The sequence below is a fragment of the Streptococcus sanguinis SK355 genome, assembly GCF_000212855.1.
GTDB lineage: Bacteria > Bacillota > Bacilli > Lactobacillales > Streptococcaceae > Streptococcus > Streptococcus sanguinis_A.
Genome location: NZ_GL890993.1, coordinates 66,187 through 89,652, shown reverse-complemented (window position 1 = coordinate 89,652; position 23,466 = coordinate 66,187). Strand labels below are relative to the sequence as shown.

The window sequence follows — 23,466 nt, the reverse complement described above, 5'->3', positions numbered from 1 at the left end:
TAAGATAGTTTCTAATTAAAAGAAATGAGGTTTCATATGTCAGAATTTACTATCCACACAATTGAGTCCGCACCAGCCGAGGTAAAAGAAGTCTTGGAAACTGTTCAAAAAGATAACGGTGGCTACATTCCCAATCTTATCGGTCTTTTAGCCAATGCGCCAACGGCTTTGGAAACATATCGGACGGTTGGAGCCATCAATCGCCGTAACAGCCTGACACCGACTGAGCGTGAAGTAGTGCAGATAACGGCTGCAGTTACCAACGGTTGTGCTTTCTGTGTAGCGGGTCATACAGCTTTTTCAATCAAGCAGATTCAAATGAATGATGATCTTTTGGAGGCTCTGCGCAATCGTACTCCGATTGATACAGATCCGAAGCTAGATACGCTTGCTAAATTTACCATTGCTGTCATTAATACTAAGGGACGGGTCGGAGATGAGGCGTTAGCAGACTTCCTAGAAGCAGGCTATACGCATGAGAATGCTCTGGATGTAGTTCTGGGTGTCAGCCTTGCGACCCTTTGCAATTATGCCAATAATCTGGCCAACACGCCAATTAATCCGGAATTGCAGCCTTATGCCTAGTCTTTGAGGAGGTGGCAAATGACATTTTTTTCAGAAGAGTTTATCAACTGGTTGGATGACCACGCTGACCAAATTGACAAAGAATCCTGTGCAGCAGGCAATCAATTGATTGAGCGTATCGCTACTGAAGGAGCCTTTCGGGTTGGAGTTCCAGAAGAGCTAGGAGGCCGAGGTGGCAATGATACGGATGTGATTGAAGTGCTCAAGGAGCTGGCTCACCATTCCTTGACCGCTTCCTTTATCTCTTGGGGGCAAAGAACCTTTATTGATAACGTCTTAAAGTCTGCTAATCCCTACTTTAGAGACCATTATTTGGAAGGGCTTCTGTCAGGAGAATATGCAGGTGCGACAGCCCTGTCCAATGCTGTCAAATTCCTGTCGGACCTAGAGGAGTTAAATGTCTCTATTGTAGAAGAAGACGGGAATCTTTATCTCAAGGGGCGTCTGCCTTGGGTAACCAATGCTCGCGCGGATCGCTTCCTCAGCATATTTGTTGCTGGTTTCGAAGACGGGAGCCACCAGCCGCTGGTTCTGGCTGTGCCATCTGACGCAGAGAATTTTTCCCGTTCAGCGGATTTAGAGTTTGTATCTCTACAAGGAGGAAATACAGCTGCCCTGACCTTTAACCATGTGCCTTTGCAAGAGGAATGGATTCTTGCACAAGATGCCCTGGAATTTTTGGCAGAAAATCGCCCAGCTTTTCTCGGTTATCAGTTTGGTCTGGCTCTTGGCCTAGCAGAGAAATCGCTGGCGGAGGTCGAAGCTAATCTGTCAGTCCGCTCTATTTTGAGAGAGGAGTGGGAGGAGCAAGTGGCTGCTCTGACTGCGATCCAGGATCAGCTCTATAGAGGTCTTCTCCGGCCTGGTTATTTTGTTGAGCGTCCTAAGGAGCTCTTCCAGCTGCGAATTGATATAGTTGATGTGGTAGCCCAAAGTCTGCTCTTGGAGCTGCAGGCTAGTGGAGGCAGAGGGTATTTGAGTAATTCGACTTCTGGCTTTATCCGCCGTTGGAACGAAGGAGCTTTTCTTCCCATTGTCTCACCGAGTGCAGTCCAGCTGCGGCATATTTTAGAAGTTTCATAGAAATGATGGCAAACAAACATTTGATTGTCATTGAAAAGGGACTTCAAGACATTACTATAAAGGAGTTGCTTCGTGAACAGCAAACGACCGCCCATCCTCTTATCTGGGTTGATTCTAGGCCTATTTGGTTTAGGTAATCTTTTACTGAACTACCACTCTATCTTTTTCCACTTCTTGAATGGTCTGGCTTTGATACTTTGGCTTTATCTGACACTGGCTTTAGTGCTGTCATTTTCGGACTATCGGCAAGATTTGCAAAAGGCCCCTTTCTTATCGAGCTTTGCGACTTATCCTATGGCTAGTATGCTTTTAGCTTCTTACCTAAGCAAGCTTGGTTTACTTTGGATGGGTCAGCTGCTTTGGTACTTTGCCTTGCTGCTGCATATTGTTCTAATAGCTATCTTTACTTGGAAGTATGTGCTTAAGGCTGAGAGGTTATCTTTGACCCCGAGCTGGACGGTCCTATATGTTGGATTAGCCATGGCAAGCTTGACTCAGGGTGTCGTTCATCAGCCGTTTTTGGGCTATTTGGCTTGGTTTTTTGCTCTGCTACTGAGTTTGATTCTCTATCCCTTGTTTTACAAGGTTAGGCGGTCACAAAGACTGCCTGATGCTTTAAAGCCGCAGTGGGGCATTTACTGTGCGCCTTTCTCGCTCCTGCTGGGAAGCTATATCCGTTTGGCTGGTTCTGATGCAGAAGGTTGGTTTGTTGCCTTGCTTCTCCTCTTATCGCAGGGCTTTTATCTCTTGGTCCTATGGCTTTTACCTCGCATTTTCCGACTGGGGCCTCAGCTTAGCTGGTCAGCTTTGACCTTTCCTCTTGTCAATACAGCTTTTGCCCTGAAACTGGGACTTGATTATCTAGGTTGGACCTGGCTTGTTTGGCTAAGCCACGCAGAAGCTCTGCTAGCTTTCGTAATCGTCCTCTATGTTTGTTTTTACTATGCAGTCTCATTGCGAGCCAGAAAGATAACAAAAAATCCGAGATGATACTCTTTGAAAATCTGTTTTTGATTCTCTCTGAGTTGATCTCGGATTTTTTTAATTTTAGCAAAATAAGTCTGAACTTAGACCTAATGATACAGGCAAAGTATCAGAATAATCTGATTTTTATTTTGGCGTGATGACTTCTAAGCCACCCATGTACGGACGCAGAACCTCTGGGATAGTCACAGAGCCATCTTCGTTTTGGTAATTTTCTAAGATAGCTGCTACTGTGCGTCCGACAGCCAGTCCAGAACCGTTGAGAGTATGAAGGAGTTTGACCTTGCCATCTGCTTCGTCACGGTAGCGGATTTGAGCTCGACGAGCTTGGAAATCTTCTGTGTTTGAGCAACTAGAGATTTCACGGTAGGTGTTCTGAGCAGGAATCCAAACTTCCAAGTCGTAGGTCTTAGCAGCCGAGAAGCCCATATCTCCGGTACAGAGTGCTACAACGCGGTAAGGTAAATTCAGCTTTTGCAGGATGTTTTCAGCGTTGGCAGTCATCTTTTCCAGCTCTTGATAAGATTCTTCTGGCTTGGCAAATTTCACCATTTCAACCTTGTGGAATTGGTGCAGACGGATGAGACCGCGCGTGTCACGACCAGCAGAGCCAGCTTCAGAGCGAAATGACGGACTCATAGCTGTGAAGTAGATTGGCAATTCTTTGCCGTCTAGAATTTCGTCTCGATAGTAGTTGGTCAGCGGAACTTCAGCAGTTGGAATCAGAACGAAGTTGGTATCGCTTAGCTCAAACGTATCTTCTTTGAACTTAGGATATTGCCCAGTCCCAAACATAGAATCATGGTTGACCATATAGGGAGTGATGACTTCTGTATAGCCTTCTTTGCCATGTTCGTCCAGCATAAAATTGTAGATAGCACGCTCAAGTCTTGCTCCCAAGCCCTTATAGAAGAGGAAGCGAGCACCAGTAACTTTTGCTCCACGCTCCCAGTCCAAGATGTCCAAGTCTTCACCTAAATCCCAGTGAGCCTTAGCTTCAAAGTCAAATTCGCGCGGTGTCCCCCAGCGACGAACTTCGACATTTTCGTCCTCGTCTGCTCCGACAGGAACACTTTCGTGCGGGATATTAGGCAGAGTGGTAGTGAATTCAGTCAACTTAGCGTCTAGCTCAGCCAAGGTTGCGTCTAAGTTCTTGACTTCAGCAGAAAGTTTTTGCATGGCAGCAATCTTGTCATCTGCATTTTCTTTATTGCGTTTAGCTTGGGCAATTTCAGCAGAAACAGTATTGCGCTCTGCCTTTAGTGCCTCAACCTTGACCAATAAATCTCGTCGCTCTTCATCAATAGATTTCATTTGATTGAGTGTAGCTGCATCGACTCCACGGTTGGCCAATTTTTCAGCGACTGAATCAAAGTCCGTACGGATGCGTTTTAAATCTAACATAGGTACCTCCAAAAATAAAAAACACTTTATGAAACTGTTGGAGCGGCAGAGCCGCGGTTCCATCCAACTTCACTAAAGTGCACTTGCTTAATTATTCATTTTTAAACTAACGGTAGAATTTCCTATTTTCTTCTTATCTGCTCACAGCCACCGCAGACTTTCTGAAAAGTGCCCAATAGTACTTATCCGTTTCGACTATTATACAGGATTTTCCGGAAAATGTAAATCCCAGGATAGGAAAAATCTTGACAGAAAAAGATAACTATGTTATCTTTAAATAAAGGTAACGTTGTTACCTAAAGGAGTTCTTATGGTAAAACAAACAACGCGCGACCGTATGATTGAGAAGGCAAGCCAGCTTATCAGAGAATATGGCTATCAGAATATCCCCCTGAGGAAACTGGCATCTCTGCTGGGGGTTACGACTGGTGCTTTTTACAAGGCTTTTGAGAATAAGGAGGATCTTTATTATCAGGTCTGTCTTTTGGAAAACCAGAAGCAGCTTAAGCGTTTAGAGGAGCAGTATCTAGATGGAGTCTCTGCTCCTTTGGATTGCATTTGGCAGATAGGACTCTTTCTTTTATCGGAATATAAGACTAACAGTCAGATGATGGATTTTCTCTTTTTCAGCCCTGTGGCGACAGAGGCTTACCGGAAAGGTGAGCTTCTGGAAATCGGGAATAAGACGGTGGCTTATCTGGATAGGCTGCCTATTGAGAGTCAGAAAGAGAAAAAGATTCTCTTGCTCAAGCTGGATACCTTCATCACAGGCTATGGCCATTTTATTGCTAAAGGCTTGGAGCCTTTTGATGAGGAAATCTATCGCTCAATGTTCAATGATTTACTAGGAGGTTACAAACATGATTAAAAATCTCATTGTTTATGCACATCCCTATGATAAAAGCTTTAACCATGCTATTTTAGAGCAGGTTCAGGACTTGTTGGAGAAGAAAGGTCAGACCTATGAGCTGATTGATCTTTATGAGGATGGTTTTAATCCTGTCTATACCAAGGAAGAGCTAGCGCTTTTTAATAAAGGGCAGGCACTAGACCCGCTGGTTTTAAAATATCAGGAAGCTCTTGCATCCTGTGACCGCCTTATCATAATTTTTCCTATCTGGTGGGCAGATATGCCAGCTATTGTCAAAGGCTTTGAAGATAAGGTCTTTTTGAAAAATAAGATTTACGAGGAGACGAAGACTCGCCAGTTAGTTGGTCGTCTGACCAATATTAAAGAGGTATTGGCTATTACTACCTCTGCAGCACCGACCTTCTATCTTAAGTATTTCTGTGGTGACGTCGTCAAGAAAGCTATGTTGGGCCATACCTTTAAGTCTATCGGAGCTAGACAGCGCCGTTGGTTAAATTTCGGGAATATTTCTCAGTCTACAGCTGAAAAACGGCAGGCTTTTTTAGAAAAACTAGCAGAAAAGATTTGAAGAGGTAGTTATCATGATTCGTTTTAGAAGAGCAGATGAAAGGGATCTTGCTGCTGCGGTCTCGGTTTTAACTGCTGCTTTTGCTGAGCATGAGGTCTACAGAGAAAAATTCCGTCCTCTCTTTGGCAGCAGCCAGTCTTATATTGATTTTCTAAATAGATTGCATGCAGTTATGGTTAAGGCGGCGATGCGTCATCATATTTGCCTACTTGCTGAAGTGGACGGACGTCTTATGGCGGTCGCTACTATTCATAAGCTCGGTAGCCATCCTGTCGGTATACTTTCCTTTTTGCGGGCAGGAGCATGGAGGATGTGGCAATATATTCCCCAGCTTTTAGCCTTTCAAAAAGTCTTTGGGGAGGGCAGTAAAGAAGCTAAGAAAAGGGGTGTTTCAACTCTTTATCTTGAACTACTGGGTGTGCTTCCTGATTATCAAGGACAGGGAGTTGGCGGTCTTTTTATCTCAAAGGGACTTGAGCTACTTGCCAAAGAAGAGAAATGTCAGCGGCTTACTTTGATTACTCATACAGAAAGCAACTGTCATTTTTACAAAAAGAACGGATTTAAACAACTAGATGTCCGTGATGTTGAAGGTGTCAAGACATGGACTTTCGAGAAAAATTTAGCTGATGTTTATACTTTTTAAAATCTAATGATGCGGTCTTGCATTGATAATGTTAGCTTACCCCACCCTATCATTTCAAGGGGCTGAAATAGTGCATTCTCAGATTGTTTCACTTTCCAATTTTTGTGCTAGCTCCATTTTGTTGATACAAGCAGTCTTTGTCTTAGTCGAAAATATAAAAAATAAGGTTGAAACTTTTTCAACCTTATTTTTTCTTCTTAAAGGTTCCAGCAATTTTTTGTAACAGAGTCGGCAATCTAACTACTTTGTCATTGCCGATATGCTCCCGCGCAATTTTGAGAATCTTACCAGAGTCTTTGGAGGCAAAGAGAAACTTCCCTTTGTCAGTCCAGATTTCAAAGTGGCGGCTGACTTTCTTGCCAGAAACATTGGCACCGATAGCAGTGATGCTAGTCCAAGGCAGCTGGATATAGTCTTCTACATTGGCATCAGCGTAAAACTCCAGAGCTGTCTCGCCGATTAAAAATTTCCCAACCTTTCCGCCTAATCCAAGATAGGATACGCCAGTGGTATTAAACTCAACTGTTTTGTTTTGTGACTGTGCCATAGAGTACTCCCTTTTAGATAATATAGCTATTATACCACAATAAAAAGAAGGCCGAAACCTTCTTTTTGATTACATCAAACCAGCAACGTGAGCTAGTACACCAACTACAAAGAGGGCGATGATGATAGTGATAGGGGATACTTTCTTCTTAAGCAACCACATACAAGCGAAAGTTAGAAGCAGTCCCATCAAACCAGGAATCAAGGAATCCAAGTTTTGTTGGAAAGTTGTAACTTTTTCAGGGGTTTGAGATAGTCCTTGACCTACTTGAGCAAAGGCTTCTTGGATACCCTTATAGCCACTAGACAATTTGTCCCAATGGATATATGCTTTATCATCTAGCTTAACAGATGAAACGTTAAAGACAAACTTAATAGATACCCAGCGCTCAACCAGAACAGCCAAGATAAACATACCTAGAATTGAAGCACCTTTGGTAATGTCTTGAAGGATACCACCAGACATGTCCTTAGTGATTTCAGAACCAGCCTTGTAGCCCAATTCTTGTGTGTACCAGAGGAAAGCCATCCGGATAGCATTCCAAGCTAAGAAGAAGATAAGTGGACCAATGATATTTCCAGTCAAAGCAAGAGATGCCCCAAGTGCACCAAGGATAGGACGAACTGTGAACCAGAAGACAGGGTCTCCGATACCAGCCAGAGGTCCCATCATACCGATTTTAACCCCTTGGATAGCCGCATCGTCAATTGCTGCACCATTTGCTTTTTCTTCTTCAAGCGCAAGTGTAACTCCGATGATTGGAGCTGCAACATACGGGTGAGTGTTGAAGAATTCCAAGTGACGCTCAAGAGCAGCAGCTTGATCTTCTTTTTTAGTATAAAGTTTCTTAATAGCTGGAATCAGTGAATAAGCCCAGCCCAAGTTTTGCATACGTTCGTAGTTCCAAGAACCTTGCAAGAAAGTAGAACGCCACCAAACTTTTTGACGGTCAGCCTTTGAAAGAGTCAATTTTCCTGACTCATCAGGTTTTACAGTATTTAATTCTGTCATGATAGTGTGTCTCCTTTCTTAGTAGTCTTCTAGGATGTCGCCGATTGGATCGTTAGATGAAGCTGTTGCTCCACCGCTACCATTTCCGCCTTTTTTAGACAGGGCAAGGTAGATGAGAGCGATAGCGACACCAATTGCACCAAGGGCAATCAGAGTGAGTTCGCTGACAGCAGCCAAAGCGAAACCAATAGCGAAGAATGGCCATACTTCACGAGTTGCCATCATGTTGATAACCATGGCATAACCAACGGCTACGACCATACCACCACCGATTTGCATACCTTCTGATAGCCAAGCTGGCATAGCTTCAAGAGCAGCTTTAACAGACTCAGCAGGAATCATCAAAAGAAGTGCTGCAGGGATAGCAATACGTGCTCCTTGCATGAAGAGAGCGATAAAGTGAGCGCGTTCAACGCCTTTGATGTCGCCTTTTTTCGCAGCAGCATCTGCACCGTGAACCAAACCGACTGACAAAGTACGGACAATCATAGTCAAGAAGAGACCAGCAACAGCAAGTGGAATAGCAACACCTTGTGCTACAGCGATTCCTTTGCTTGAGAAGTCTCCACCCAGTACCATGATGATGGCAGCGGCAACAGAAGCGAGGGCAGCATCAGGTGCTACAGCAGCTCCGATATTAGCCCAGCCAAGAGCGATCAGCTGGAGAGAGCCACCAAGCATAACACCGGCTGCCAAATTACCAGTTACCAGTCCAATCAAGGTACAAGCAACCAGCGGTTGGTGGAATTGGAATTGGTCCAAGATACCTTCTAGGCCAGCTAAGAAGGCAACAAAGACTACTAAAACCATAGAAATAATAGACATGTTCTAAATCCTTTCCTAAATTAATAAAAGCAAAACGTTTGATTCTACTGCACGTTGGCTTTCTTAATCAAATCAAACAAATCTTTTTTAGAGTCATTTGGTACTTTACGTACGTCAAATTCAACGCCAAGGTCACGAAGCTTTTCATAAGTGGCAACGTCTTCCTTATCCATTGACAGTACGTTGTTGACCATTGTTTTACCAGTTGAGTGAGCCATAGAACCGACATTAAGGGTCTTGATTGGCACACCGCCTTCAACAGCACGAAGGGCGTCTTGAGGAGTTTCAAACAGAATCAAGGCATGAGTGTTGCCAAAGCGAGGGTCTTTTGAAACAGCAATCAATTTGTCGATTGGGACAACATTGGCTTTGACATTACCTGGTGCAGCTTGCTTAATCAATTCTTTACGAAGTTCGTCTTGAGCTACTGAGTCAGAAGCAACGATAATACGATCTGCTTTTGAATCTGGCGTCCAAGCTGTTGCTACCTGACCGTGCAGCAAGCGTGTGTCGATCCGGGCAAGGTTGATTTTGAGCTTGCCGTCACCGATTACAGTCCCTTCAGGGATTGCTGCTTGGGCAACTGGAGCAGCTGCAGCAGGAGCATTTGCTTCTTCAGCAGCAGGGTTCAGCTCTTCAGGCAGAGCTTTGACTCCTTCCTTGGCTTCTTTGATGATGTTAGCAACAACAGCTTCGACGCCAGCGTTGGCATCCATCATCCTTTCTGTATAAGCTTGAATCAGCATAGGCAGGTTCAAGCCTGTAATGATAGCGAACTTGCGGTCTGGATTTTCACCCATGACACGGCTAGCTTGGTTGAATGGAGAGCCACTCCAAAGGTCAGCCAAGACCAACACTTCATCGTCCGCATCAAACGAAGCCACAGCGTCATTGAACTTTGCATAGAGATCATCTGGTCCTTCGTTGGGCATGAAAGTTACAACTTGTACTTTTTCCTGCTCACCGAAAATCATAGAACCTGATTGATGAATACCAGCAGCAAATTCACCGTGGCTAGCAATAATGATTCCGATACTCATTATTGACATTCCTCCTTATAAAATGTTTGACTTAAGTTTTAAGAAAACTTTAAGGCAAGTTTATTATAAAACGTTTTCATGAAAAATGCAAGCGTTTGTTCCTAAAAACGACTTTTTCTTTCAAAAATGTCAGTATTTGCTGAAACCCTGATAAATATAGGTATAAGCAAACCTTAGCTATAGAAATGTTTTAATAAATTAGGAAAATAGAAAATGCAATAGATTAACATATGAAAAACATTGAAATAATATGAAAGTGACTTTTGAAATGACAGAAGAGAATTTTGTTTGAGAAAGTGTTTATTTATCAAAAAAGAAAGAGGAGGACCAAAGACAAAAAATCGCATTTTATGTCTTTAGTCTCCCTCTATAATGGCAAAAGTTTCTAAATAATATCAAGTCTGTTCATCATACGTTTCCAAGAGTTTGGTAAATGTTGGGGCTGACATGCTTTAAAGTATTAGTGTGTGAAGTCAAGTACCATACGTCCCTGAATAGTACCTGCTTGCATTTCGTCAAAGACATCCACAGCATCTGAAACAGGGCGCTTTTGAACGACAGGAACCACTAATCCTTCAGCACCAAACTGGAAGGCTTCTTCCAAGTCCTTGCGCGTACCAACGAGGGAACCGATGACTTGGATACCATCTAGAACAGTTTTGACAATGCTGAGGTCCATCATTTCAGATGGCAGTCCAACGGCAACTACCCGACCACCAGCACGAACAGAATCAACAGCTTGGTTGAAGGCAACTTTAGAAACGGCTGTTACTACGGCAGAATGCGCACCGCCAGTTTTTTCTTGGATGAGAGCAGCGACATCTTCAACTTCATAGCCGTTGATGACGATATCAGCACCAACTTCTTTGGCCAAAGCTAGCTTATCATTGTTGATATCAACAGCGACAACATGGGCATTAAAGACCTTCTTAGCATATTGAACCGCTAGGTTACCCAAACCACCTGCTCCAAAGATAACTGTCCATTGGCCTGGTTGCAGCTGGGCTTCTTTGATAGCCTTGTAGGTGGTTACACCGGCACAAGTGATAGAAGAAGCTTGGGCGGGATCGAGTCCTTCAGGGACTTTGACAGCGTAGTCAGCTGTTACGATACATTGCTCTGCCATCCCACCATCGACAGAATAGCCGGCATTTTTTACTGTACGGCAAAGGGTTTCGCGACCAGTTGTACAGTATTCACAAGCGCCGCAGCCTTCAAAGAACCAAGCGACACTGACGCGGTCTCCGACTTTGAGACTTTTTACATCTGGAGCGATTTCTTTTACAATACCAATACCTTCGTGACCAAGAACTCGGCCCGGCACCTTGCCAAAGTCACCGTGCGCGACGTGCAGGTCCGTATGGCAGACACCGCAATATTCGATGTCAACGAGAGCTTCCCCTGTTTCAAGCGGACGCATTTCTTTATTTTCAACGAGTTGGACATCAGTTCCCTCTGGATTTACAACAACTGCTTTCATAAGAAGTTTCCTCCTATTATTTAGTTTTTGATTATGTTAAATATATCACAAACTCAAACAAATAGCAAACGCTTACAAAACTAAGTGTGAATTCACTCTAATATTCTGACATAGCTGATAAACTCCTATTTTTAAAGCTTTTTGCAACTAACGGAGTTTGAGGGAAGAAAAAAATAAAAGACAAACTCTCGAACAGAGTTTGCCTAATTGTCTACTTTTATAAAAAGAGTTTGTTGAGCTCGTGGGCGACGCCATCTTGGTCATTGGTCAAAGATAACTGCTGGTCAGCGTAGGGCAGTAGGGCGGCATTAGCATTTTTCATGGCATAGCCAGTGCCAGCAAAGGACAGCATCTCAGTATCATTTTGTTCATCGCCAAAGGCAATCAGATTTTTACGGTCTACATTGAGAATATTAAGTAGGTACTGAAGGGCAAAGGCCTTATTGACACCCTTGGGAGCACACTCTAGGATGTTGAGTGGCCCGCCCCAAGAGTTAATAGAAAGTTCATGCTGGTAAAAAGCATTCATTTCCTCTGCCAGAGCATATTTGTCAGCTGCTCGGGTCTGCAGGAGAATGGCGTTAGGATTCTCCGTTACCAGATTGGCTTGAAACTGGTTTTCTGGTTTGAAAGCATCGATGCCAAAGAGCTTGGGATCAGCGATTTCTTCATTGGGATTTGTGATGTAGAACTTATTGCGGTATTCGCCAGCAATGAAATCCGCTTCAATCTCATCCCTGCGCTTAACCATATCCAGCAGAAAGGATTTATCCAGCGTCAGCGATTTTTCAAAATCCCATTTCTTTTCTGGAATGTGAGTCAAAGAGCCGTTGAAGTTGATCATGGGCGTATTGAGCTCTAATTCTTTATAATATTTCAAAGCCATGCGGTAGGGCCGGCCTGTTGTGATAATAACCTTATGGCCCTTTTGGGAAATTTTTTTGATGTTTTCTTTGGTGAAATCAGACAGATTGCTATTAGAGTCCAGCAAGGTTCCGTCCAAGTCCACAGCGATTACTTTTTTTGTCATGTGAGTCTCTTTTCAGTGATAATACAGACTATTATAACAGAATTCAGTGTAAATAACACGACTTATGTTATAATGGTGCTCTAATCAGTCACAATTATGACACACCAAGGAGGAGCTTTTCGTATGCGTAAACCAATCATGATTCATGCTCTTTTTCTGATGATTGCCTTTTTTATCTATATTCAATCTCTAAATGGCGGTCCGACCTACCTCATCTGGAATATGACCTTGGCCTTAATCAGCTATGATGCAGCTGTCTTGACGCTTTTATTCAAGAAGCAGAAATGGATTTATCCTCTTCTTTTCCTGCTGTGGTTGCTTTTCTTCCCCAACACTTTCTATATGATTACTGATTCGATTCATATGAGTTGGGTGGCAGATGTTCTGAGTAAGTCAAGTGTTTTCCTGCTCTTTTTAGCTTTTGTTTCCAGTATTTTATTCGGAATTTTCTGTGGTATGGAGAGCTGGTATGTCATCAAGGAACACTGGAAGCTTAACTGGTATTTGGATCTATTGCTGACGGCAGCTCTGTCGGCTGTGTCCGGTCTGGCTATCTACATAGGACGTTATGATCGTCTCAATAGCTGGGATTTATTGCTTCATCCTCAGCTGGTTCTACAGAAGCTCTTGCAAACTTTACAGCTTGATCGTCTGCCATTTATTCTTGGTTTTACCTTTTTGCAGTTTATGAGTTTGGTATTTCTGATGAGAGATAATAAAAAATAAGAAATGCGAGACATTCATCTTGAAAAAGTGAATGTTTTTTATTATAATTTAAATCATCGTTCGCAAATAAACGAAATTCAATCTGTTTTTATTTGTTATTGAACTAGATATTAGAAATTTTACTCAAAAGGAGATTTGTTGAAAAATGGATAAATTTTTCAAACTGACTGAAAAAGGGACAGATGTCCGGACAGAGGTTTTAGCCGGTCTGACAACTTTCTTTGCCATGTCCTACATTTTATTTGTCAATCCGGCTATGCTGGCTCAGACAGGTATGCCTAAGCAGGGTGTTTTCCTAGCTACAATTATCGGGGCTGTTGCAGGTACCTTGATGATGGCCTTCTTTGCCAACTTGCCTTATGCGCAGGCACCGGGCATGGGGTTGAATGCCTTTTTCACTTTTACGGTCGTCTTTGCCTTGGGCTACACTTGGCAGGAAGCCTTGGCTATGGTCTTTATCTGCGGGATTATTTCGCTCATTATCACTTTGACCAAGGTGCGTAAGATGATCATCGAGTCCATTCCTAGCTCCTTGCGAGCAGCTATTTCAGCAGGAATCGGGGTCTTTTTGGCCTATGTAGGTATTAAAAATGCTGGCTTACTCAAGTTTTCGATTGATCCAGGCAATTATACAGTAGTCGGCAAGGGAGCAGATAAGGCTGCAGCGGCTATTACGGCTAATTCGGCAGCAACTCCCGGTCTGGTAGATTTTAACAATCCATCGGTCATCGTAGCCTTGGTCGGTTTGGCCATCACAATCTTCTTTATCGTGAAAAATATCAAGGGTGGTGTTATCCTATCTATTCTGGTCACGACAGTTGTAGCTATTCTGGTTGGCTTGGTTGATTTGTCAGCTATTGACTTTGGGCAGAATAACATTGGCACTGCTGTTAGTGAATTGGGACAGATTTTTGGGGTGGCAGTAGGTCCGAAAGGTCTGGGTGCCCTCTTAGCAGATTCGGCTCGCTGGCCTCAGACATGTATGGCCATTCTGGCTTTCTCCTTGACAGATATTTTTGATACCATTGGTACCTTAATCGGTACTGGTGAAAAGGTCGGGATTGTGGCAACTTCTGGGGAAAACCATGAATCAGAAGGTCTGGATAAGGCTCTTTATGCAGACCTCATCGGGACCTCTATCGGAGCCATTGCTGGAACCTCTAACGTGACGACTTATGTGGAGTCTGCAGCTGGTATCGGAGCTGGCGGCCGAACAGGTCTGACCGCCTTGGTCGTAGCTATCTGCTTTGCGGTGTCAAGCTTCTTTAGCCCGCTTTTAGCCATTGTTCCCAACGCTGCAACTGCACCGATTTTGATTATTGTTGGGATTATGATGCTGGCTAGTCTGAAAAATATCCATTGGGATGATATGGCAGAGGCCATCCCAGCTTTCTTTACTTCTATTTTTATGGGATTTGCCTATTCTATCACTCACGGGATAGCAGCTGGATTTATCACCTACACCTTGGTCAAAGTCTTCAAAGGTCAAGCCAAGGATGTGCATTCTATGATTTGGATTTTGGATCTTCTATTTATTTTGAATTTCGTAAATCTGGCTTTAAATTAGGCTTAAACATTGCTGGATTTCCTTGATTTTAGTACCCTTTGTATAGGATACGTTTTTGGTATAAAAAATCAGCTTTTCCTAGCTGATTTTTCTTTTGCAAAATTAAGCAGAAAAAATTTTTTTCTGGTATAATAAGAGAATGTTTAGTCATAATGAAGAAGAATTAATCCAGTGGGGCCAGCGCCTGGGCAAATTGCTTCAGGCAGGGGACGTACTGGTTTTAACGGGAGATTTAGGAGCAGGGAAGACAACCTTTACCAAGGGTCTGGCTCTAGGTTTGGGTATCAGTCAGATGATTAAAAGTCCAACCTATACCATTGTTCGGGAATACGAGGGTCGCTTGCCACTCTATCATCTGGATGTCTACCGCATCGGGGACGATCCAGACTCTATTGATTTGGATGACTTTCTCTTCGGAGAAGGCGTGACGGTCATTGAATGGGGAGAGCTCCTGGGAGAAAATCTGCCTGAAGACTATCTCAAATTAGGCCTCTTGAAAAAGGAAGATGGGCGTGAATTGGTTTTTGAAGCCAAAGGAAAGCGAGCCCAAGAGCTGCTTGAGGGACTGCAGAATGACTGAATATGAATTGTGCTTGCGAGAAGCGGAAAAAACAGATGCTGCTGAGCTGATTGCCTTCCTCAATCAGGTCGGGTCTGAGTCAGATTATATGACGCTGGATGAAGCTGGAATTTTGATGAATCAAGAGGAGATGGCTTCATTCATTGAGCATCAGGCTGCTTCTAGTAATCAGCTTTATCTGTTGGCACTTTTAGATGGTGAGATTGCCGGTCTTGTCAGCATCACAGCTGATTTCCATGAGCGAATTCGCCATATTGGTCAAGTCTTTGTCGTGGTGAAGAAAGCATTCTGGAACCAAGGACTGGGACGCATACTGCTGGAAGAGGCACTGACTTGGGCAGAGGATTCTCAAGTTATTCGACGTTTGGAATTGAGCGTTCAGGTTAGAAATGAACGAGCGGTTCACCTTTATAAAGATTTAGGATTTGAAATTGAAGGCTTACAAAAAAGAGGAGCCTATTTAAAAGAAGGGAAATTTCTTGATGTTTACCTGATGGGTAAACTGATAGACTAAAAAAGATATGTTTAAAAAGATTATAATGATGTTTCTCAGCCTCCTTGTCGTAACGACAGCTGGTATCGGTACTTATGCTTGGACGATTTATGGTCAGTCAACAGATGAACTGTCCAAGACTTATAAGGGTTTGGGAAATGAGACAGATGTTATTTCTGCAACTAAGCCCATGACTATCTTGCTGATGGGTGTAGATACAGGGAGCGGATCCCGCGAGGATACTTGGGTCGGGAACAGCGATACCATGATTCTCCTGAGTGTCAATCCCAAGACCAAGAAAACAGTCATGATGAGTTTGGAACGTGATATTCTGACTCAGATTGACGAAAACGGTCAGACAGTTGAAGCCAAACTGAATGCAGCCTATGCGAATGGCGGAGCAGAGTTAGCCATTTCGACTATTGAGGGCTTGATGAATATCCACATCGACCGCTATGTGATGATCAATATGCAGGGCTTGGTTCAGCTAGTAGACGCAGTAGGCGGTATTGAGGTCAATAATACCTTTGACTTCCCAATTTCTATTGAGGATAATGAGCCTGAGTATACTGCCAAGGTTGAGCCAGGCAAGCAAACCATCAATGGTGATCAGGCACTGGTCTATGCTCGCATGCGTTATCAGGATCCTGAGGGTGACTATGGCCGCCAAAAGCGTCAACGTGAAGTAATTAAGAAAGTGGTTGAAAAAGTTCTCAGTCTCAACAGTGTCAGCCATTATCAGGCCATTTTAAAAGCTGTCAGCAGCAATATGCAGACCAATATTGCGCTTGATTCAAAAAGCATTCCTCAACTGCTAGGCTATCAGGATGCCTTTAAAAACATCAAGTCTGAGCAGCTACGTGGAGAAGACGCGACCTTGCCTGACGGTGGAAGCTATCAGCTAGTGACGTCAGAGCATCTGCTGAGCATGCAGAATCTAATCCGCAAGTCTCTGGGCTTGGACACAGTTAAGAGTCTGAAGACCAATGCTGTTCTCTATGAAGATATTATGGGCGGCAACAGTCTAAGAAGCAGCAATAGCAGCAGTACATCTAGCAGCACAGAAAGCTATAGCAGTTACCAGAATTCTTATAGTCAGCCTACTTATAATAATGGTTATGAGAATTATTCTTATCCGACGACAGATACAACAGTTGGAACTACGAATACGACTCCGGTTGCTCCAGCGGCGTCCTCTGCCCCAGCTGCAGATGTCAGTGTCAGCACCCCACAAAGTCAGCCAGTAGTCAATGCGACTACAGAGTAAAAAGTTAAATATAAAAAGAGGCTGGGACAAAATGTCTCGGTCTCTTTTGGTTATGGCGGAAAGTTCTTGACGCGGTAGTGGATTGGAGTTTTTGTTTCCCTATCACCCACCTTTTCTCTATCAAGACTCGTACTTTTCCCAGATGTCTTTGACTTGCTGGATCTGCACTTGAGCTTGGTTTTCAAGGACTTTATATTTATAAGTAAGATCTTGAGCAATGTCTTTGACCTGCTCTTTTTGCTCTTGAATGATGGCAATATTTCGTTGGATATTGGCTAGACTGTCCTTTACTTTGTCTAGGCTATCTGTTGTTTCAATGATTTCTTCTTGAATTTTTTGTCGGTTTTCAACCAGTTTGTAGCTGGCTGCTGCGGCACCGATAAATAGGAAAATATTTGAAAGTTTCATAGTCCCTCCTTAAGCTTGTGCAATCTTCTCAGCTAATTCAGCCAGAGCCGGAAAGTCTGGTTCGTGGGCTGCGAAAGTAATCTTGAGGTCATCTGCATCACTATAGCGCGGTGCCAAATGCACATGGGTATGAAAGACAGTCTGTCCAGCAATTTCTTCGTTGTTGTTGATGATATTCATACCAGCTGAACCTGTGGCTTTCATCACCTTTCGAGCAATGTCAGGTACGCGAGCAAAGAGCTGACTGGTGCTTTCAGCATCCATATCCAGCACATTTCGGAAATGCTCTTTAGGGACAACCAAGGTATGACCTGGTGTTACCTGGGAAATATCCAAAAAAGCAAGGACTTTCTCGTCTTCGTAGACTTTAGAAGAAGGGATTTCTCCGGCAATAATTTTACAAAAAATACAATCAGCCATAAATGGTACCTCTATTCGCTAGATTTTGTTATAATATAAGAACCATTATACCAGAATTCGGAGAAAATATGTTAGAAATCAAAGAGCTTACGGGCGGCTATGTTAATATCCCAGTTTTAAAGGATGTCAGCTTTGAAGTGGGCAATGGCCAGCTGGTTGGTCTGATCGGTCTCAACGGCGCGGGCAAATCCACGACCATCAATGAGATTATCGGTCTTTTGACGCCTTATAAGGGGCAGATTCAAATTGATGGACTGGAGCTGCGTACCAATCCCAGCGATTACCGCAAGAAAATCGGTTTTATTCCAGAAACGCCTAGTCTCTATGAAGAATTAACCCTGCGCGAGCACATTGAGACGGTAGCTATGGCTTACGACATTGAGCAGGAGACAGCTTTTGAGCGTGTGGATAAGTTGCTGGAAATGTTCCGACTCAAGGAAAAATTAGATTGGTTCCCTGTTCACTTTTCAAAAGGGATGAAGCAAAAAGTGATGATTATCTGTGCTTTTGTAGTTGATCCCAGCCTTTTTATCGTAGATGAGCCTTTTCTGGGTCTGGATCCGGTAGCTATTGCAGACCTTATCCAACTCTTAGATGAGGAAAAGAAGAAGGGCAAGTCCATTCTGATGAGCACCCATGTTCTGGACTCTGCTGAGAAGATGTGCGATAGTTTTGTAATCTTGCACAAGGGTCAAGTACGGGCCAAGGGCAGCTTGACTGAGTTGCGGGCTCAATTTCAAATGCCGGATGCTAGTCTGAATGACATCTATCTAGCCCTGACAGAAGAGGCGGCGCTATGAAAGAATTATTTGCCAAACGAAAGCAGGATTTTCGTCAGCAATGTTTGAAATACCTGCGTTATGTTTTTAATGATCATTTCGTGCTCTTTCTTCTGATTTTTATGGGATTTTTAGGTGTTCAGTACAGTCAGCTTTTGCGGCATTTCCCGACCAATCACCTCCCCATTATTGCCAGTCTAGTTATTCTATCGCTCTTTATACTGCCTTTTGGACGGATTGCGACCTATCTGGAAAAGCCGGATGTTCTCTTTCTCTTGGTCAGAGAAGCAGAAGTCAGGGCTTTTATCAAGGCTCAGATTCTGCGTTCCTATCTCTTGTACGCAGTCTTACAGACTGGAATCTTACTGTTACTGGCTCCGCTTTTTCTGGCTCTGGGATTGCCTGTTTGGGGCTTTGGGCTTTACTGCCTCCTTATGCTAGTCTTGAAATGGTTTTTGTTTCAGGCTAAGGCCAAGAAGTTCTTTACTGAAAATGGCCTAGATTGGCAGTCTCTGGTGGCTTATGAAGCAGCCCGAAAGCAGATGATTCTGCGCTTCTTTGCTCTCTTTACCAATGTTAAAGGTATTTCAAACAGTGTCAAGCGCAGGGCCTATCTTGATGGTTTGACGAGACTTGTGGGCAAGCAGCATAGCAAGACCTGGCAGAATCTCTTTTTGCGTTCTTACTTGCGAAATGGAGACTTCTTTGCTCTAACCTTAAGACTGCTCTTTCTAGCTCTTTTGGCCTTGATTTTTGTCAGTCAAGCTTGGATTGCTGCGGCTTTTGCGGTCTTGTTCAATTACCTCTTGCTCTTCCAGCTGACGGCCTTGTATGAAGCTTTTGACTATCAGTTTTTGACCCAGCTTTTTCCGATAGAAGGAGGGGAAAAGCTGAAGGGAGCAAGACAAATTATCACATCTATTGGCAGCAGTGTTCTCTTGGCTGAAGTGCTGACTTCTCTGATCTTTTTCCAAGACAAGACAGCAGTGCTGGCCATGCTGGGAGCAACTGCCCTACTCTATCTGTTCTATCTGCCGTTTAAGTTACGGAGATTGGTTGACTAAAAGAGGTAAAACTAGTAAAATGATAAAGAAACTTTTTACGGAGGGGAAACATGGACTTGGTTGATAACGAGCTGACCCTGACACCGATAGCTGGTAAGAGCGGAAAGGCCTATATGGGGACTTATCCGGACGGGGGGCGCGTTTTCGTCAAGATGAATACAACCCCTATCTTAGCAGGCTTAGCTCGAGAACAAATCGCACCGCAGCTTTTGTGGAGCCGCCGGATGCCGGACGGAAACGTAATGAGCGGGCAGGAATGGCTTTCAGGCACTATTCTGACCCCAAATGATATGTCCAAAAAGCAAGTAATCAATATTTTGACTCGGCTGCATCGCTCGCGCCCATTGATGACGCAGCTGACCAAGCTGGGCTATACTTTGGAAACGCCGACTGATTTGCTGAATGCTTGGCTCAATCAAGTGCCGCTTGCTTTGAGAAATAATCAATATCTGCAATCAGTTATCCGAGACCTGCGACAGACTGTGCCGGCCTTTCGTGAGGATTATGCAACCATCGTTCACGGAGATGTGCGTCACAGCAATTGGGTAGAGACCGACAGCGGGCTTATTTACTTAGTGGATTGGGATTCTGTGCGTCTGACAGACAGGATGATGGATGTAGCTCATATTTTAAGCCATTATGTGCCTGATTCAGGTTGGCAAGAGTGGCTGAGCGCTTATGGCTATAAGTATAATCAGACTGTTTTCAATAAGCTATACTGGTTTGGTCAGTATTCTTATCTGATGCAGATTGCCAAATACTATGAAAACAATGATTTAGAAAATGTGAACCGGGAGATTTACGCATTACGAAACTTCCGTTCCAAATACGGAAGAGGACAATGAGAGTAAGGAATCGTAAGGGAGCGACGGAACTGCTAGAGGCGCATCCCCAGTATGTGATTTTGAATCCGGCAGATGCCAAGGGCAGATGGCAGGAGATTTTTGGCAATGATCACCCCATTCATGTAGAGGTTGGTAGCGGCAAAGGAGCTTTTGTGTCCGGTATGGCCAAGGCCAATCCGGATATCAACTACATTGGGATTGATATCCAGAAATCGGTCCTCAGCTATGCCTTGGACAAGGTGCTAGCAACGGATGTGCCCAATATCAAGCTTCTCTGGGTGGACGGTTCGGATCTGACTGATTATTTTGAAGAGGGCGAGATTGACCGCCTCTATCTGAACTTCTCGGATCCTTGGCCCAAGAAACGTCATGAAAAGCGCCGTCTGACCTATCAGTCCTTTCTGGCGACCTATCAGCAGATTTTGCCGGAAAATGGAGAAATCCACTTCAAAACGGACAACCGCGGTCTTTTTGAATATAGCCTAGTAAGCTTTTCACAGTATGGTATGAAGTTAAAGGGCGTGTGGTTAGATTTGCATGCCAGCGACTTTGAAGACAATGTCCTGACTGAGTATGAGCAGAAATTTGCTAACAAGGGACAAGTCATCTACCGCGTGGAAGCAGTGTTTGAATAAGAAAGAGTCTTCGAGGAAATACTCCTTGAAGACTTTATTATTAGGAAAGAATTCTACTTGAAAATAAGAGTATTTTAAGTGGCATTCGGTCTTTAAAAGCTTGCACAGCATATTTCCCTTGCATTCTGGGACTTGTCGTGCTATAATACTAGTAATGAATAAGGAAAGAGAGGCGAGGAAGTATCTTCGCCTCTTATCTGTGAGGAGGTGTCGTCATATCGCAACGATTGTTGAATTGGTGAGGGAGGTTATTGAACCAGCCATTTTGGCCCCCTATGAATTAGTCGATATTGAGTACGGAAAGATGGGCGGGGACTACGTTCTCAGTGTCTTTGTGGACAAGCCCGAAGGTATTACGGTCAATGATACAGCGGATTTGACGGATATTATCAGTCCGCTCTTGGATCAAATCAAGCCAGATCCCTTCCCGGAACAGTATTTTCTGGAAGTGACCAGTCCAGGCTTGGAGCGTCCGCTCAAGACCAAGGAACAGCTAGCCGATGCAGTCGGCAGTTATATCCATGTCAGTCTCTATAAGGCTGTTGACAAGCAGAAAGTCTTTGAAGGCACCTTGCTGAGCTTTGAAGAGGATGTTCTGCGAATGGAATATCTGGACAAGACTCGCAGAAAAGAAGTCGAAATTCTCTACAGTCTGGTTTCCAAAGCCAGATTAGCCGTTAAGTTTTAGCCGCAGAAGCAATATAGAAAAGAAAGGAACACTTTTGTTTCGGCAAAAGTCATATGAAAATGAGTAAAGAAATGCTAGAGGCCTTCCGCATTTTGGAAGAAGACAAAGGAATCAAGAAAGAAGATATCATTGACGCGGTGACCGAGTCACTCCGCTCAGCCTATCGTCGTCGCTATGGTCAGGCAGACAGCGTAGCCATTGAGTTCGACGAAAAGTCAGGAGATTTCCGTGTCTATACTGTTCGCGAAGTCGTGGACGAGGTCTTTGACAGCCGTTTGGAAATCAGCCTCAAAGATGCCTTGGCTATCAGTTCAGCCTATGAGTTGGGAGATAAGATCAAGTTTGAAGAAGCGCCGGCTGAATTTGGCCGTGTCGCTGCTCAGTCTGCCAAGCAAACCATCATGGAAAAGATGCGCAAGCAGACCCGAGCTATCACCTACAATACCTATAAAGAGCATGAAAATGAAATCATGTCAGGAACGGTGGAGCGCTTTGACAATCGCTTTATCTATGTCAATCTTGGCAGCATTGAAGCGCAGCTATCGAAACAAGATCAGATTCCTGGTGAGGTCTTTGCCTCTCATGACCGCATTGAAGTCTTTGTCTACAAGGTAGAAGACAATCCTCGCGGTGTCAATGTCTTTGTAAGCCGCAGCCATCCAGAAATGATTAAGCGCTTGATGGAGCAGGAAATCCCTGAAGTCTATGACGGAACTGTGGAAATCATGAGCGTGTCACGGGAAGCAGGCGATCGGACCAAGGTAGCGGTTCGCAGTCACAATCCTAATGTGGATGCCATCGGAACAATCGTCGGACGCGGTGGAGCTAATATCAAGAAAATTACTAGCAAGTTCCATCCTGCCAAATATGATCCCAAGAGCGGTCGTATGGTACCGACTGAAGAAAATATCGACGTCATCGAGTGGGTAGCAGATCCAGCTGAATTTATCTACAACGCTATTGCTCCAGCAGAGGTTGACCAAGTTATCTTTAACGAAGAAGATAACAAGCGGGCCTTGGTTGTCGTACCGGACAGCAAGCTTTCTCTGGCTATCGGTCGTCGCGGACAGAACGTACGCTTAGCAGCTCATTTGACAGGCTTTAGAATTGATATCAAGTCTGCCACAGAGTTTGAAGAAATGGAAGCAGCCAATGAACTGGGCGGATTTGCTCAGGAAGCAGAAGAAATTCTTGCGGATGCGGATGTTCTAGAGACAGAATTTTCAGCAACAGATTTTGACGCAGCTGCAGAGGAAACTGTACTGGAAACAGCTGGTTTAGAAAGCGAAGCTGAAGAACTAGATTAAGGGGGCTGGAATGGCAAAAACAAGAAAAATCCCTTTAAGAAAATCAGTGGTGTCCAACGAAGTGATTGACAAGCGTGATTTGCTGCGGATTGTCAAGAACAAGGAAGGTCAAGTCTTTATCGATCCGACAGGCAAGGCCAACGGCCGTGGAGCCTATATCAAGCTGGATAATCAGGAAGCTCTTCAAGCCAAGAAGAAGCGGGTCTTTAACCGCAGCTTTAATATGGAAGTGGATGAGGCTTTCTATGATGAGTTAATCGCTTATGTCGATCATAAGGTCAAAAGAAGAGAGTTAGGTCTTGAATAAAGAGAAACTTGCAAATATGCTGGGACTGGCTCAGCGGGCCGGCCGCATCATTTCTGGTGAGGAGCTGACCGTCAAAGCTATACAGGAGGGAAAAGCAGATCTGGTCTTTTTGGCCCAGGATGCAGCTCCTAATCTCAGCAAGAAAATCACTGATAAAAGTCGTTACTACCAAGTAGAAGTATCAACCGTGTTTTCAACACTGGAATTAAGCTCTGCCATTGGCAAGGCCAGAAAAGTGCTCGCCGTGACAGATGCTGGTTTTACAAAGAAAATGAGGTCTCTTATGTAATAGAAGAGGAGGACAAG

28 protein-coding genes are annotated in these 23,466 nt (G+C 44.0%); 19 read left to right on the top strand and 9 right to left on the bottom strand.

The features are described 5' to 3' along the window. Positions 1–36 precede the first annotated feature (36 nt). From HMPREF9389_RS10765 to HMPREF9389_RS10775, 3 genes are all read left to right on the top strand, one after another. Positions 37–585 carry a carboxymuconolactone decarboxylase family protein gene (locus tag HMPREF9389_RS10765; protein WP_009659051.1) on the top strand — a complete coding sequence of 183 codons (549 nt, stop codon included), beginning with the start codon at positions 37–39 and terminating at the stop codon, positions 583–585. A gap of 18 nt (positions 586–603) precedes the next feature. After that, positions 604–1,668: an acyl-CoA dehydrogenase family protein gene (locus tag HMPREF9389_RS10770; RefSeq protein ID WP_002927614.1), complete on the top strand. Its 1,065-nt coding sequence runs from the start codon at positions 604–606 to the stop codon at positions 1,666–1,668. 72 nt (positions 1,669–1,740) lie between these two features. Beyond that, positions 1,741–2,658 carry a TDT family transporter gene (locus HMPREF9389_RS10775; protein ID WP_002927612.1) on the top strand — a complete coding sequence of 306 codons (918 nt, stop codon included), beginning with the start codon at positions 1,741–1,743 and terminating at the stop codon, positions 2,656–2,658. A gap of 120 nt (positions 2,659–2,778) precedes the next feature. Here the strand turns inward: HMPREF9389_RS10775 and serS are convergent, their stop codons facing one another. After that, positions 2,779–4,056 (bottom strand): serine--tRNA ligase, encoded by a 1,278-nt coding sequence (gene serS / locus HMPREF9389_RS10780; RefSeq protein ID WP_002927609.1) that lies wholly within the window; start codon positions 4,054–4,056, stop codon positions 2,779–2,781. A 310-nt stretch (positions 4,057–4,366) separates the two neighbouring features. Here serS and HMPREF9389_RS10785 point away from each other — a divergent pair, with 310 nt between their 5' ends. The 3 genes from HMPREF9389_RS10785 to HMPREF9389_RS10795 are packed head-to-tail and all read left to right on the top strand — an operon-like array spanning position 4,367 to position 6,141. Continuing rightward, positions 4,367–4,924 carry a TetR/AcrR family transcriptional regulator gene (locus HMPREF9389_RS10785; RefSeq protein WP_002927608.1) on the top strand — a complete coding sequence of 186 codons (558 nt, stop codon included), beginning with the start codon at positions 4,367–4,369 and terminating at the stop codon, positions 4,922–4,924. Further along, the gene (locus HMPREF9389_RS10790) at positions 4,917–5,495 is read left to right on the top strand and encodes an NAD(P)H-dependent oxidoreductase (RefSeq protein ID WP_002927607.1); all 579 of its coding nucleotides are present in this window, start codon (positions 4,917–4,919) and stop codon (positions 5,493–5,495) included. The genes HMPREF9389_RS10785 and HMPREF9389_RS10790 overlap by 8 nt, the downstream gene beginning before the upstream one ends. 13 nt (positions 5,496–5,508) lie before the next feature. After that, positions 5,509–6,141: a GNAT family N-acetyltransferase gene (locus HMPREF9389_RS10795; protein ID WP_002927606.1), complete on the top strand. Its 633-nt coding sequence runs from the start codon at positions 5,509–5,511 to the stop codon at positions 6,139–6,141. 184 nt (positions 6,142–6,325) lie between these two features. Here the strand turns inward: HMPREF9389_RS10795 and HMPREF9389_RS10800 are convergent, their stop codons facing one another. From HMPREF9389_RS10800 to HMPREF9389_RS10825, 6 genes are all read right to left on the bottom strand, one after another. After that, positions 6,326–6,688 carry a DUF956 family protein gene (locus tag HMPREF9389_RS10800; protein ID WP_002927605.1) on the bottom strand — a complete coding sequence of 121 codons (363 nt, stop codon included), beginning with the start codon at positions 6,686–6,688 and terminating at the stop codon, positions 6,326–6,328. 69 nt (positions 6,689–6,757) lie between these two features. Next, positions 6,758–7,699, bottom strand: coding sequence for a PTS system mannose/fructose/sorbose family transporter subunit IID (locus HMPREF9389_RS10805; protein WP_002893579.1), 942 nt, complete (start codon positions 7,697–7,699; stop codon positions 6,758–6,760). Between the two features lie 18 nt (positions 7,700–7,717). Next, a complete protein-coding gene (locus tag HMPREF9389_RS10810; RefSeq protein ID WP_002927603.1) occupies positions 7,718–8,524 on the bottom strand; it encodes a PTS mannose/fructose/sorbose transporter subunit IIC in 807 nt (268 codons plus the stop codon). Positions 8,525–8,568: 44 nt separating this feature from the next. Further along, positions 8,569–9,564, bottom strand: a complete 996-nt coding sequence (locus HMPREF9389_RS10815; protein WP_002893577.1) for a PTS sugar transporter subunit IIB — start codon at positions 9,562–9,564, stop codon at positions 8,569–8,571. A gap of 460 nt (positions 9,565–10,024) precedes the next feature. Next, a complete protein-coding gene (adhP, locus tag HMPREF9389_RS10820) occupies positions 10,025–11,044 on the bottom strand; it encodes an alcohol dehydrogenase AdhP (protein WP_002927600.1) in 1,020 nt (339 codons plus the stop codon). A 217-nt stretch (positions 11,045–11,261) separates the two neighbouring features. Further along, positions 11,262–12,074, bottom strand: coding sequence for a Cof-type HAD-IIB family hydrolase (locus HMPREF9389_RS10825; RefSeq protein ID WP_002927596.1), 813 nt, complete (start codon positions 12,072–12,074; stop codon positions 11,262–11,264). Positions 12,075–12,170: 96 nt separating this feature from the next. Here HMPREF9389_RS10825 and HMPREF9389_RS10830 point away from each other — a divergent pair, with 96 nt between their 5' ends. The 5 genes from HMPREF9389_RS10830 to brpA all read left to right on the top strand — a co-directional run bounded on the left by HMPREF9389_RS10830 (position 12,171) and on the right by brpA (position 16,707). Then, positions 12,171–12,800, top strand: a complete 630-nt coding sequence (locus HMPREF9389_RS10830; RefSeq protein WP_002927592.1) for a DUF1361 domain-containing protein — start codon at positions 12,171–12,173, stop codon at positions 12,798–12,800. A gap of 145 nt (positions 12,801–12,945) precedes the next feature. Further along, the gene (locus tag HMPREF9389_RS10835; RefSeq protein WP_002927584.1) at positions 12,946–14,367 is read left to right on the top strand and encodes an NCS2 family permease; all 1,422 of its coding nucleotides are present in this window, start codon (positions 12,946–12,948) and stop codon (positions 14,365–14,367) included. Between the two features lie 139 nt (positions 14,368–14,506). Further along, positions 14,507–14,947, top strand: coding sequence for a tRNA (adenosine(37)-N6)-threonylcarbamoyltransferase complex ATPase subunit type 1 TsaE (tsaE, locus tag HMPREF9389_RS10840; RefSeq protein WP_002927580.1), 441 nt, complete (start codon positions 14,507–14,509; stop codon positions 14,945–14,947). Beyond that, positions 14,940–15,461: a GNAT family N-acetyltransferase gene (locus HMPREF9389_RS10845; RefSeq protein ID WP_002927577.1), complete on the top strand. Its 522-nt coding sequence runs from the start codon at positions 14,940–14,942 to the stop codon at positions 15,459–15,461. The genes tsaE and HMPREF9389_RS10845 overlap by 8 nt, the downstream gene beginning before the upstream one ends. Before the next feature lie 7 nt (positions 15,462–15,468). Next, positions 15,469–16,707, top strand: a complete 1,239-nt coding sequence (brpA, locus tag HMPREF9389_RS10850; RefSeq protein WP_002927574.1) for a biofilm formation/cell division transcriptional regulator BrpA — start codon at positions 15,469–15,471, stop codon at positions 16,705–16,707. Positions 16,708–16,827: 120 nt separating this feature from the next. On the opposite strand, the gene HMPREF9389_RS10855 is transcribed toward brpA, so the two are convergent. Together HMPREF9389_RS10855 and HMPREF9389_RS10860 are read right to left on the bottom strand one after the other, a co-directional pair. Further along, positions 16,828–17,115, bottom strand: a complete 288-nt coding sequence (locus HMPREF9389_RS10855; protein WP_002896907.1) for a hypothetical protein — start codon at positions 17,113–17,115, stop codon at positions 16,828–16,830. Positions 17,116–17,124: 9 nt separating this feature from the next. Beyond that, a complete protein-coding gene (locus tag HMPREF9389_RS10860; protein WP_002927571.1) occupies positions 17,125–17,535 on the bottom strand; it encodes an HIT family protein in 411 nt (136 codons plus the stop codon). Positions 17,536–17,603: 68 nt separating this feature from the next. Between HMPREF9389_RS10860 and HMPREF9389_RS10865 the strand changes: the two genes are divergently transcribed. The 8 genes from HMPREF9389_RS10865 (at position 17,604) to HMPREF9389_RS10900 (ending at position 23,449) form a co-directional block, all read left to right on the top strand. Beyond that, on the top strand, positions 17,604–18,335 hold the full coding sequence (locus HMPREF9389_RS10865; RefSeq protein ID WP_032906116.1) for an ABC transporter ATP-binding protein: 732 nt from the start codon (positions 17,604–17,606) through the stop codon (positions 18,333–18,335). Then, on the top strand, positions 18,332–19,378 hold the full coding sequence (locus HMPREF9389_RS10870; RefSeq protein ID WP_002927568.1) for an ABC transporter permease: 1,047 nt from the start codon (positions 18,332–18,334) through the stop codon (positions 19,376–19,378). Before HMPREF9389_RS10865 ends, HMPREF9389_RS10870 begins: the two co-directional genes overlap by 4 nt. 50 nt (positions 19,379–19,428) lie before the next feature. Then, positions 19,429–20,223 carry a cell cycle regulator CcrZ gene (ccrZ, locus tag HMPREF9389_RS10875; protein ID WP_002893562.1) on the top strand — a complete coding sequence of 265 codons (795 nt, stop codon included), beginning with the start codon at positions 19,429–19,431 and terminating at the stop codon, positions 20,221–20,223. Further along, on the top strand, positions 20,220–20,858 hold the full coding sequence (trmB, locus tag HMPREF9389_RS10880) for a tRNA (guanosine(46)-N7)-methyltransferase TrmB (RefSeq protein WP_002927567.1): 639 nt from the start codon (positions 20,220–20,222) through the stop codon (positions 20,856–20,858). The genes ccrZ and trmB overlap by 4 nt, the downstream gene beginning before the upstream one ends. A gap of 199 nt (positions 20,859–21,057) precedes the next feature. Next, on the top strand, positions 21,058–21,546 hold the full coding sequence (gene rimP, locus HMPREF9389_RS10885; protein ID WP_032906113.1) for a ribosome maturation factor RimP: 489 nt from the start codon (positions 21,058–21,060) through the stop codon (positions 21,544–21,546). A gap of 59 nt (positions 21,547–21,605) precedes the next feature. Next, on the top strand, positions 21,606–22,853 hold the full coding sequence (gene nusA / locus HMPREF9389_RS10890; RefSeq protein ID WP_173361641.1) for a transcription termination factor NusA: 1,248 nt from the start codon (positions 21,606–21,608) through the stop codon (positions 22,851–22,853). Between the two features lie 10 nt (positions 22,854–22,863). Then, positions 22,864–23,160 (top strand): RNase P modulator RnpM, encoded by a 297-nt coding sequence (gene rnpM / locus HMPREF9389_RS10895; RefSeq protein WP_002923338.1) that lies wholly within the window; start codon positions 22,864–22,866, stop codon positions 23,158–23,160. Next, a complete protein-coding gene (locus HMPREF9389_RS10900; RefSeq protein ID WP_002918063.1) occupies positions 23,153–23,449 on the top strand; it encodes a YlxQ-related RNA-binding protein in 297 nt (98 codons plus the stop codon). Before rnpM ends, HMPREF9389_RS10900 begins: the two co-directional genes overlap by 8 nt. The last annotated feature ends 17 nt before the right edge of the window (positions 23,450–23,466 follow it).

Excerpts from the sequence above, each read along its gene's own strand:
- rnpM (WP_002923338.1), top strand. The coding sequence starts at position 22,864 with ATGGCAAAAACAAGAAAAATCCCTTTAAGAAAATCAGTGGTGTCCAAC.
- HMPREF9389_RS10800 (WP_002927605.1), bottom strand. The coding sequence starts at position 6,688 with ATGGCACAGTCACAAAACAAAACAGTTGAGTTTAATACCACTGGCGTA.
- HMPREF9389_RS10810 (WP_002927603.1), bottom strand. The coding sequence starts at position 8,524 with ATGTCTATTATTTCTATGGTTTTAGTAGTCTTTGTTGCCTTCTTAGCT.
- brpA (WP_002927574.1), top strand. The coding sequence starts at position 15,469 with ATGTTTAAAAAGATTATAATGATGTTTCTCAGCCTCCTTGTCGTAACG.
- trmB (WP_002927567.1), top strand. The coding sequence starts at position 20,220 with ATGAGAGTAAGGAATCGTAAGGGAGCGACGGAACTGCTAGAGGCGCAT.
- tsaE (WP_002927580.1), top strand. The coding sequence starts at position 14,507 with ATGTTTAGTCATAATGAAGAAGAATTAATCCAGTGGGGCCAGCGCCTG.
- serS (WP_002927609.1), bottom strand. The coding sequence starts at position 4,056 with ATGTTAGATTTAAAACGCATCCGTACGGACTTTGATTCAGTCGCTGAA.
- HMPREF9389_RS10830 (WP_002927592.1), top strand. The coding sequence starts at position 12,171 with ATGACACACCAAGGAGGAGCTTTTCGTATGCGTAAACCAATCATGATT.
- HMPREF9389_RS10860 (WP_002927571.1), bottom strand. The coding sequence starts at position 17,535 with ATGGCTGATTGTATTTTTTGTAAAATTATTGCCGGAGAAATCCCTTCT.
- HMPREF9389_RS10845 (WP_002927577.1), top strand. The coding sequence starts at position 14,940 with ATGACTGAATATGAATTGTGCTTGCGAGAAGCGGAAAAAACAGATGCT.
- nusA (WP_173361641.1), top strand. The coding sequence starts at position 21,606 with ATGAGTAAAGAAATGCTAGAGGCCTTCCGCATTTTGGAAGAAGACAAA.
- HMPREF9389_RS10865 (WP_032906116.1), top strand. The coding sequence starts at position 17,604 with ATGTTAGAAATCAAAGAGCTTACGGGCGGCTATGTTAATATCCCAGTT.
- HMPREF9389_RS10790 (WP_002927607.1), top strand. The coding sequence starts at position 4,917 with ATGATTAAAAATCTCATTGTTTATGCACATCCCTATGATAAAAGCTTT.
- HMPREF9389_RS10855 (WP_002896907.1), bottom strand. The coding sequence starts at position 17,115 with ATGAAACTTTCAAATATTTTCCTATTTATCGGTGCCGCAGCAGCCAGC.
- HMPREF9389_RS10765 (WP_009659051.1), top strand. The coding sequence starts at position 37 with ATGTCAGAATTTACTATCCACACAATTGAGTCCGCACCAGCCGAGGTA.
- HMPREF9389_RS10815 (WP_002893577.1), bottom strand. The coding sequence starts at position 9,564 with ATGAGTATCGGAATCATTATTGCTAGCCACGGTGAATTTGCTGCTGGT.
- HMPREF9389_RS10795 (WP_002927606.1), top strand. The coding sequence starts at position 5,509 with ATGATTCGTTTTAGAAGAGCAGATGAAAGGGATCTTGCTGCTGCGGTC.
- HMPREF9389_RS10835 (WP_002927584.1), top strand. The coding sequence starts at position 12,946 with ATGGATAAATTTTTCAAACTGACTGAAAAAGGGACAGATGTCCGGACA.
- HMPREF9389_RS10825 (WP_002927596.1), bottom strand. The coding sequence starts at position 12,074 with ATGACAAAAAAAGTAATCGCTGTGGACTTGGACGGAACCTTGCTGGAC.
- adhP (WP_002927600.1), bottom strand. The coding sequence starts at position 11,044 with ATGAAAGCAGTTGTTGTAAATCCAGAGGGAACTGATGTCCAACTCGTT.
- HMPREF9389_RS10785 (WP_002927608.1), top strand. The coding sequence starts at position 4,367 with ATGGTAAAACAAACAACGCGCGACCGTATGATTGAGAAGGCAAGCCAG.
- HMPREF9389_RS10805 (WP_002893579.1), bottom strand. The coding sequence starts at position 7,699 with ATGACAGAATTAAATACTGTAAAACCTGATGAGTCAGGAAAATTGACT.
- ccrZ (WP_002893562.1), top strand. The coding sequence starts at position 19,429 with ATGGACTTGGTTGATAACGAGCTGACCCTGACACCGATAGCTGGTAAG.
- HMPREF9389_RS10770 (WP_002927614.1), top strand. The coding sequence starts at position 604 with ATGACATTTTTTTCAGAAGAGTTTATCAACTGGTTGGATGACCACGCT.
- HMPREF9389_RS10870 (WP_002927568.1), top strand. The coding sequence starts at position 18,332 with ATGAAAGAATTATTTGCCAAACGAAAGCAGGATTTTCGTCAGCAATGT.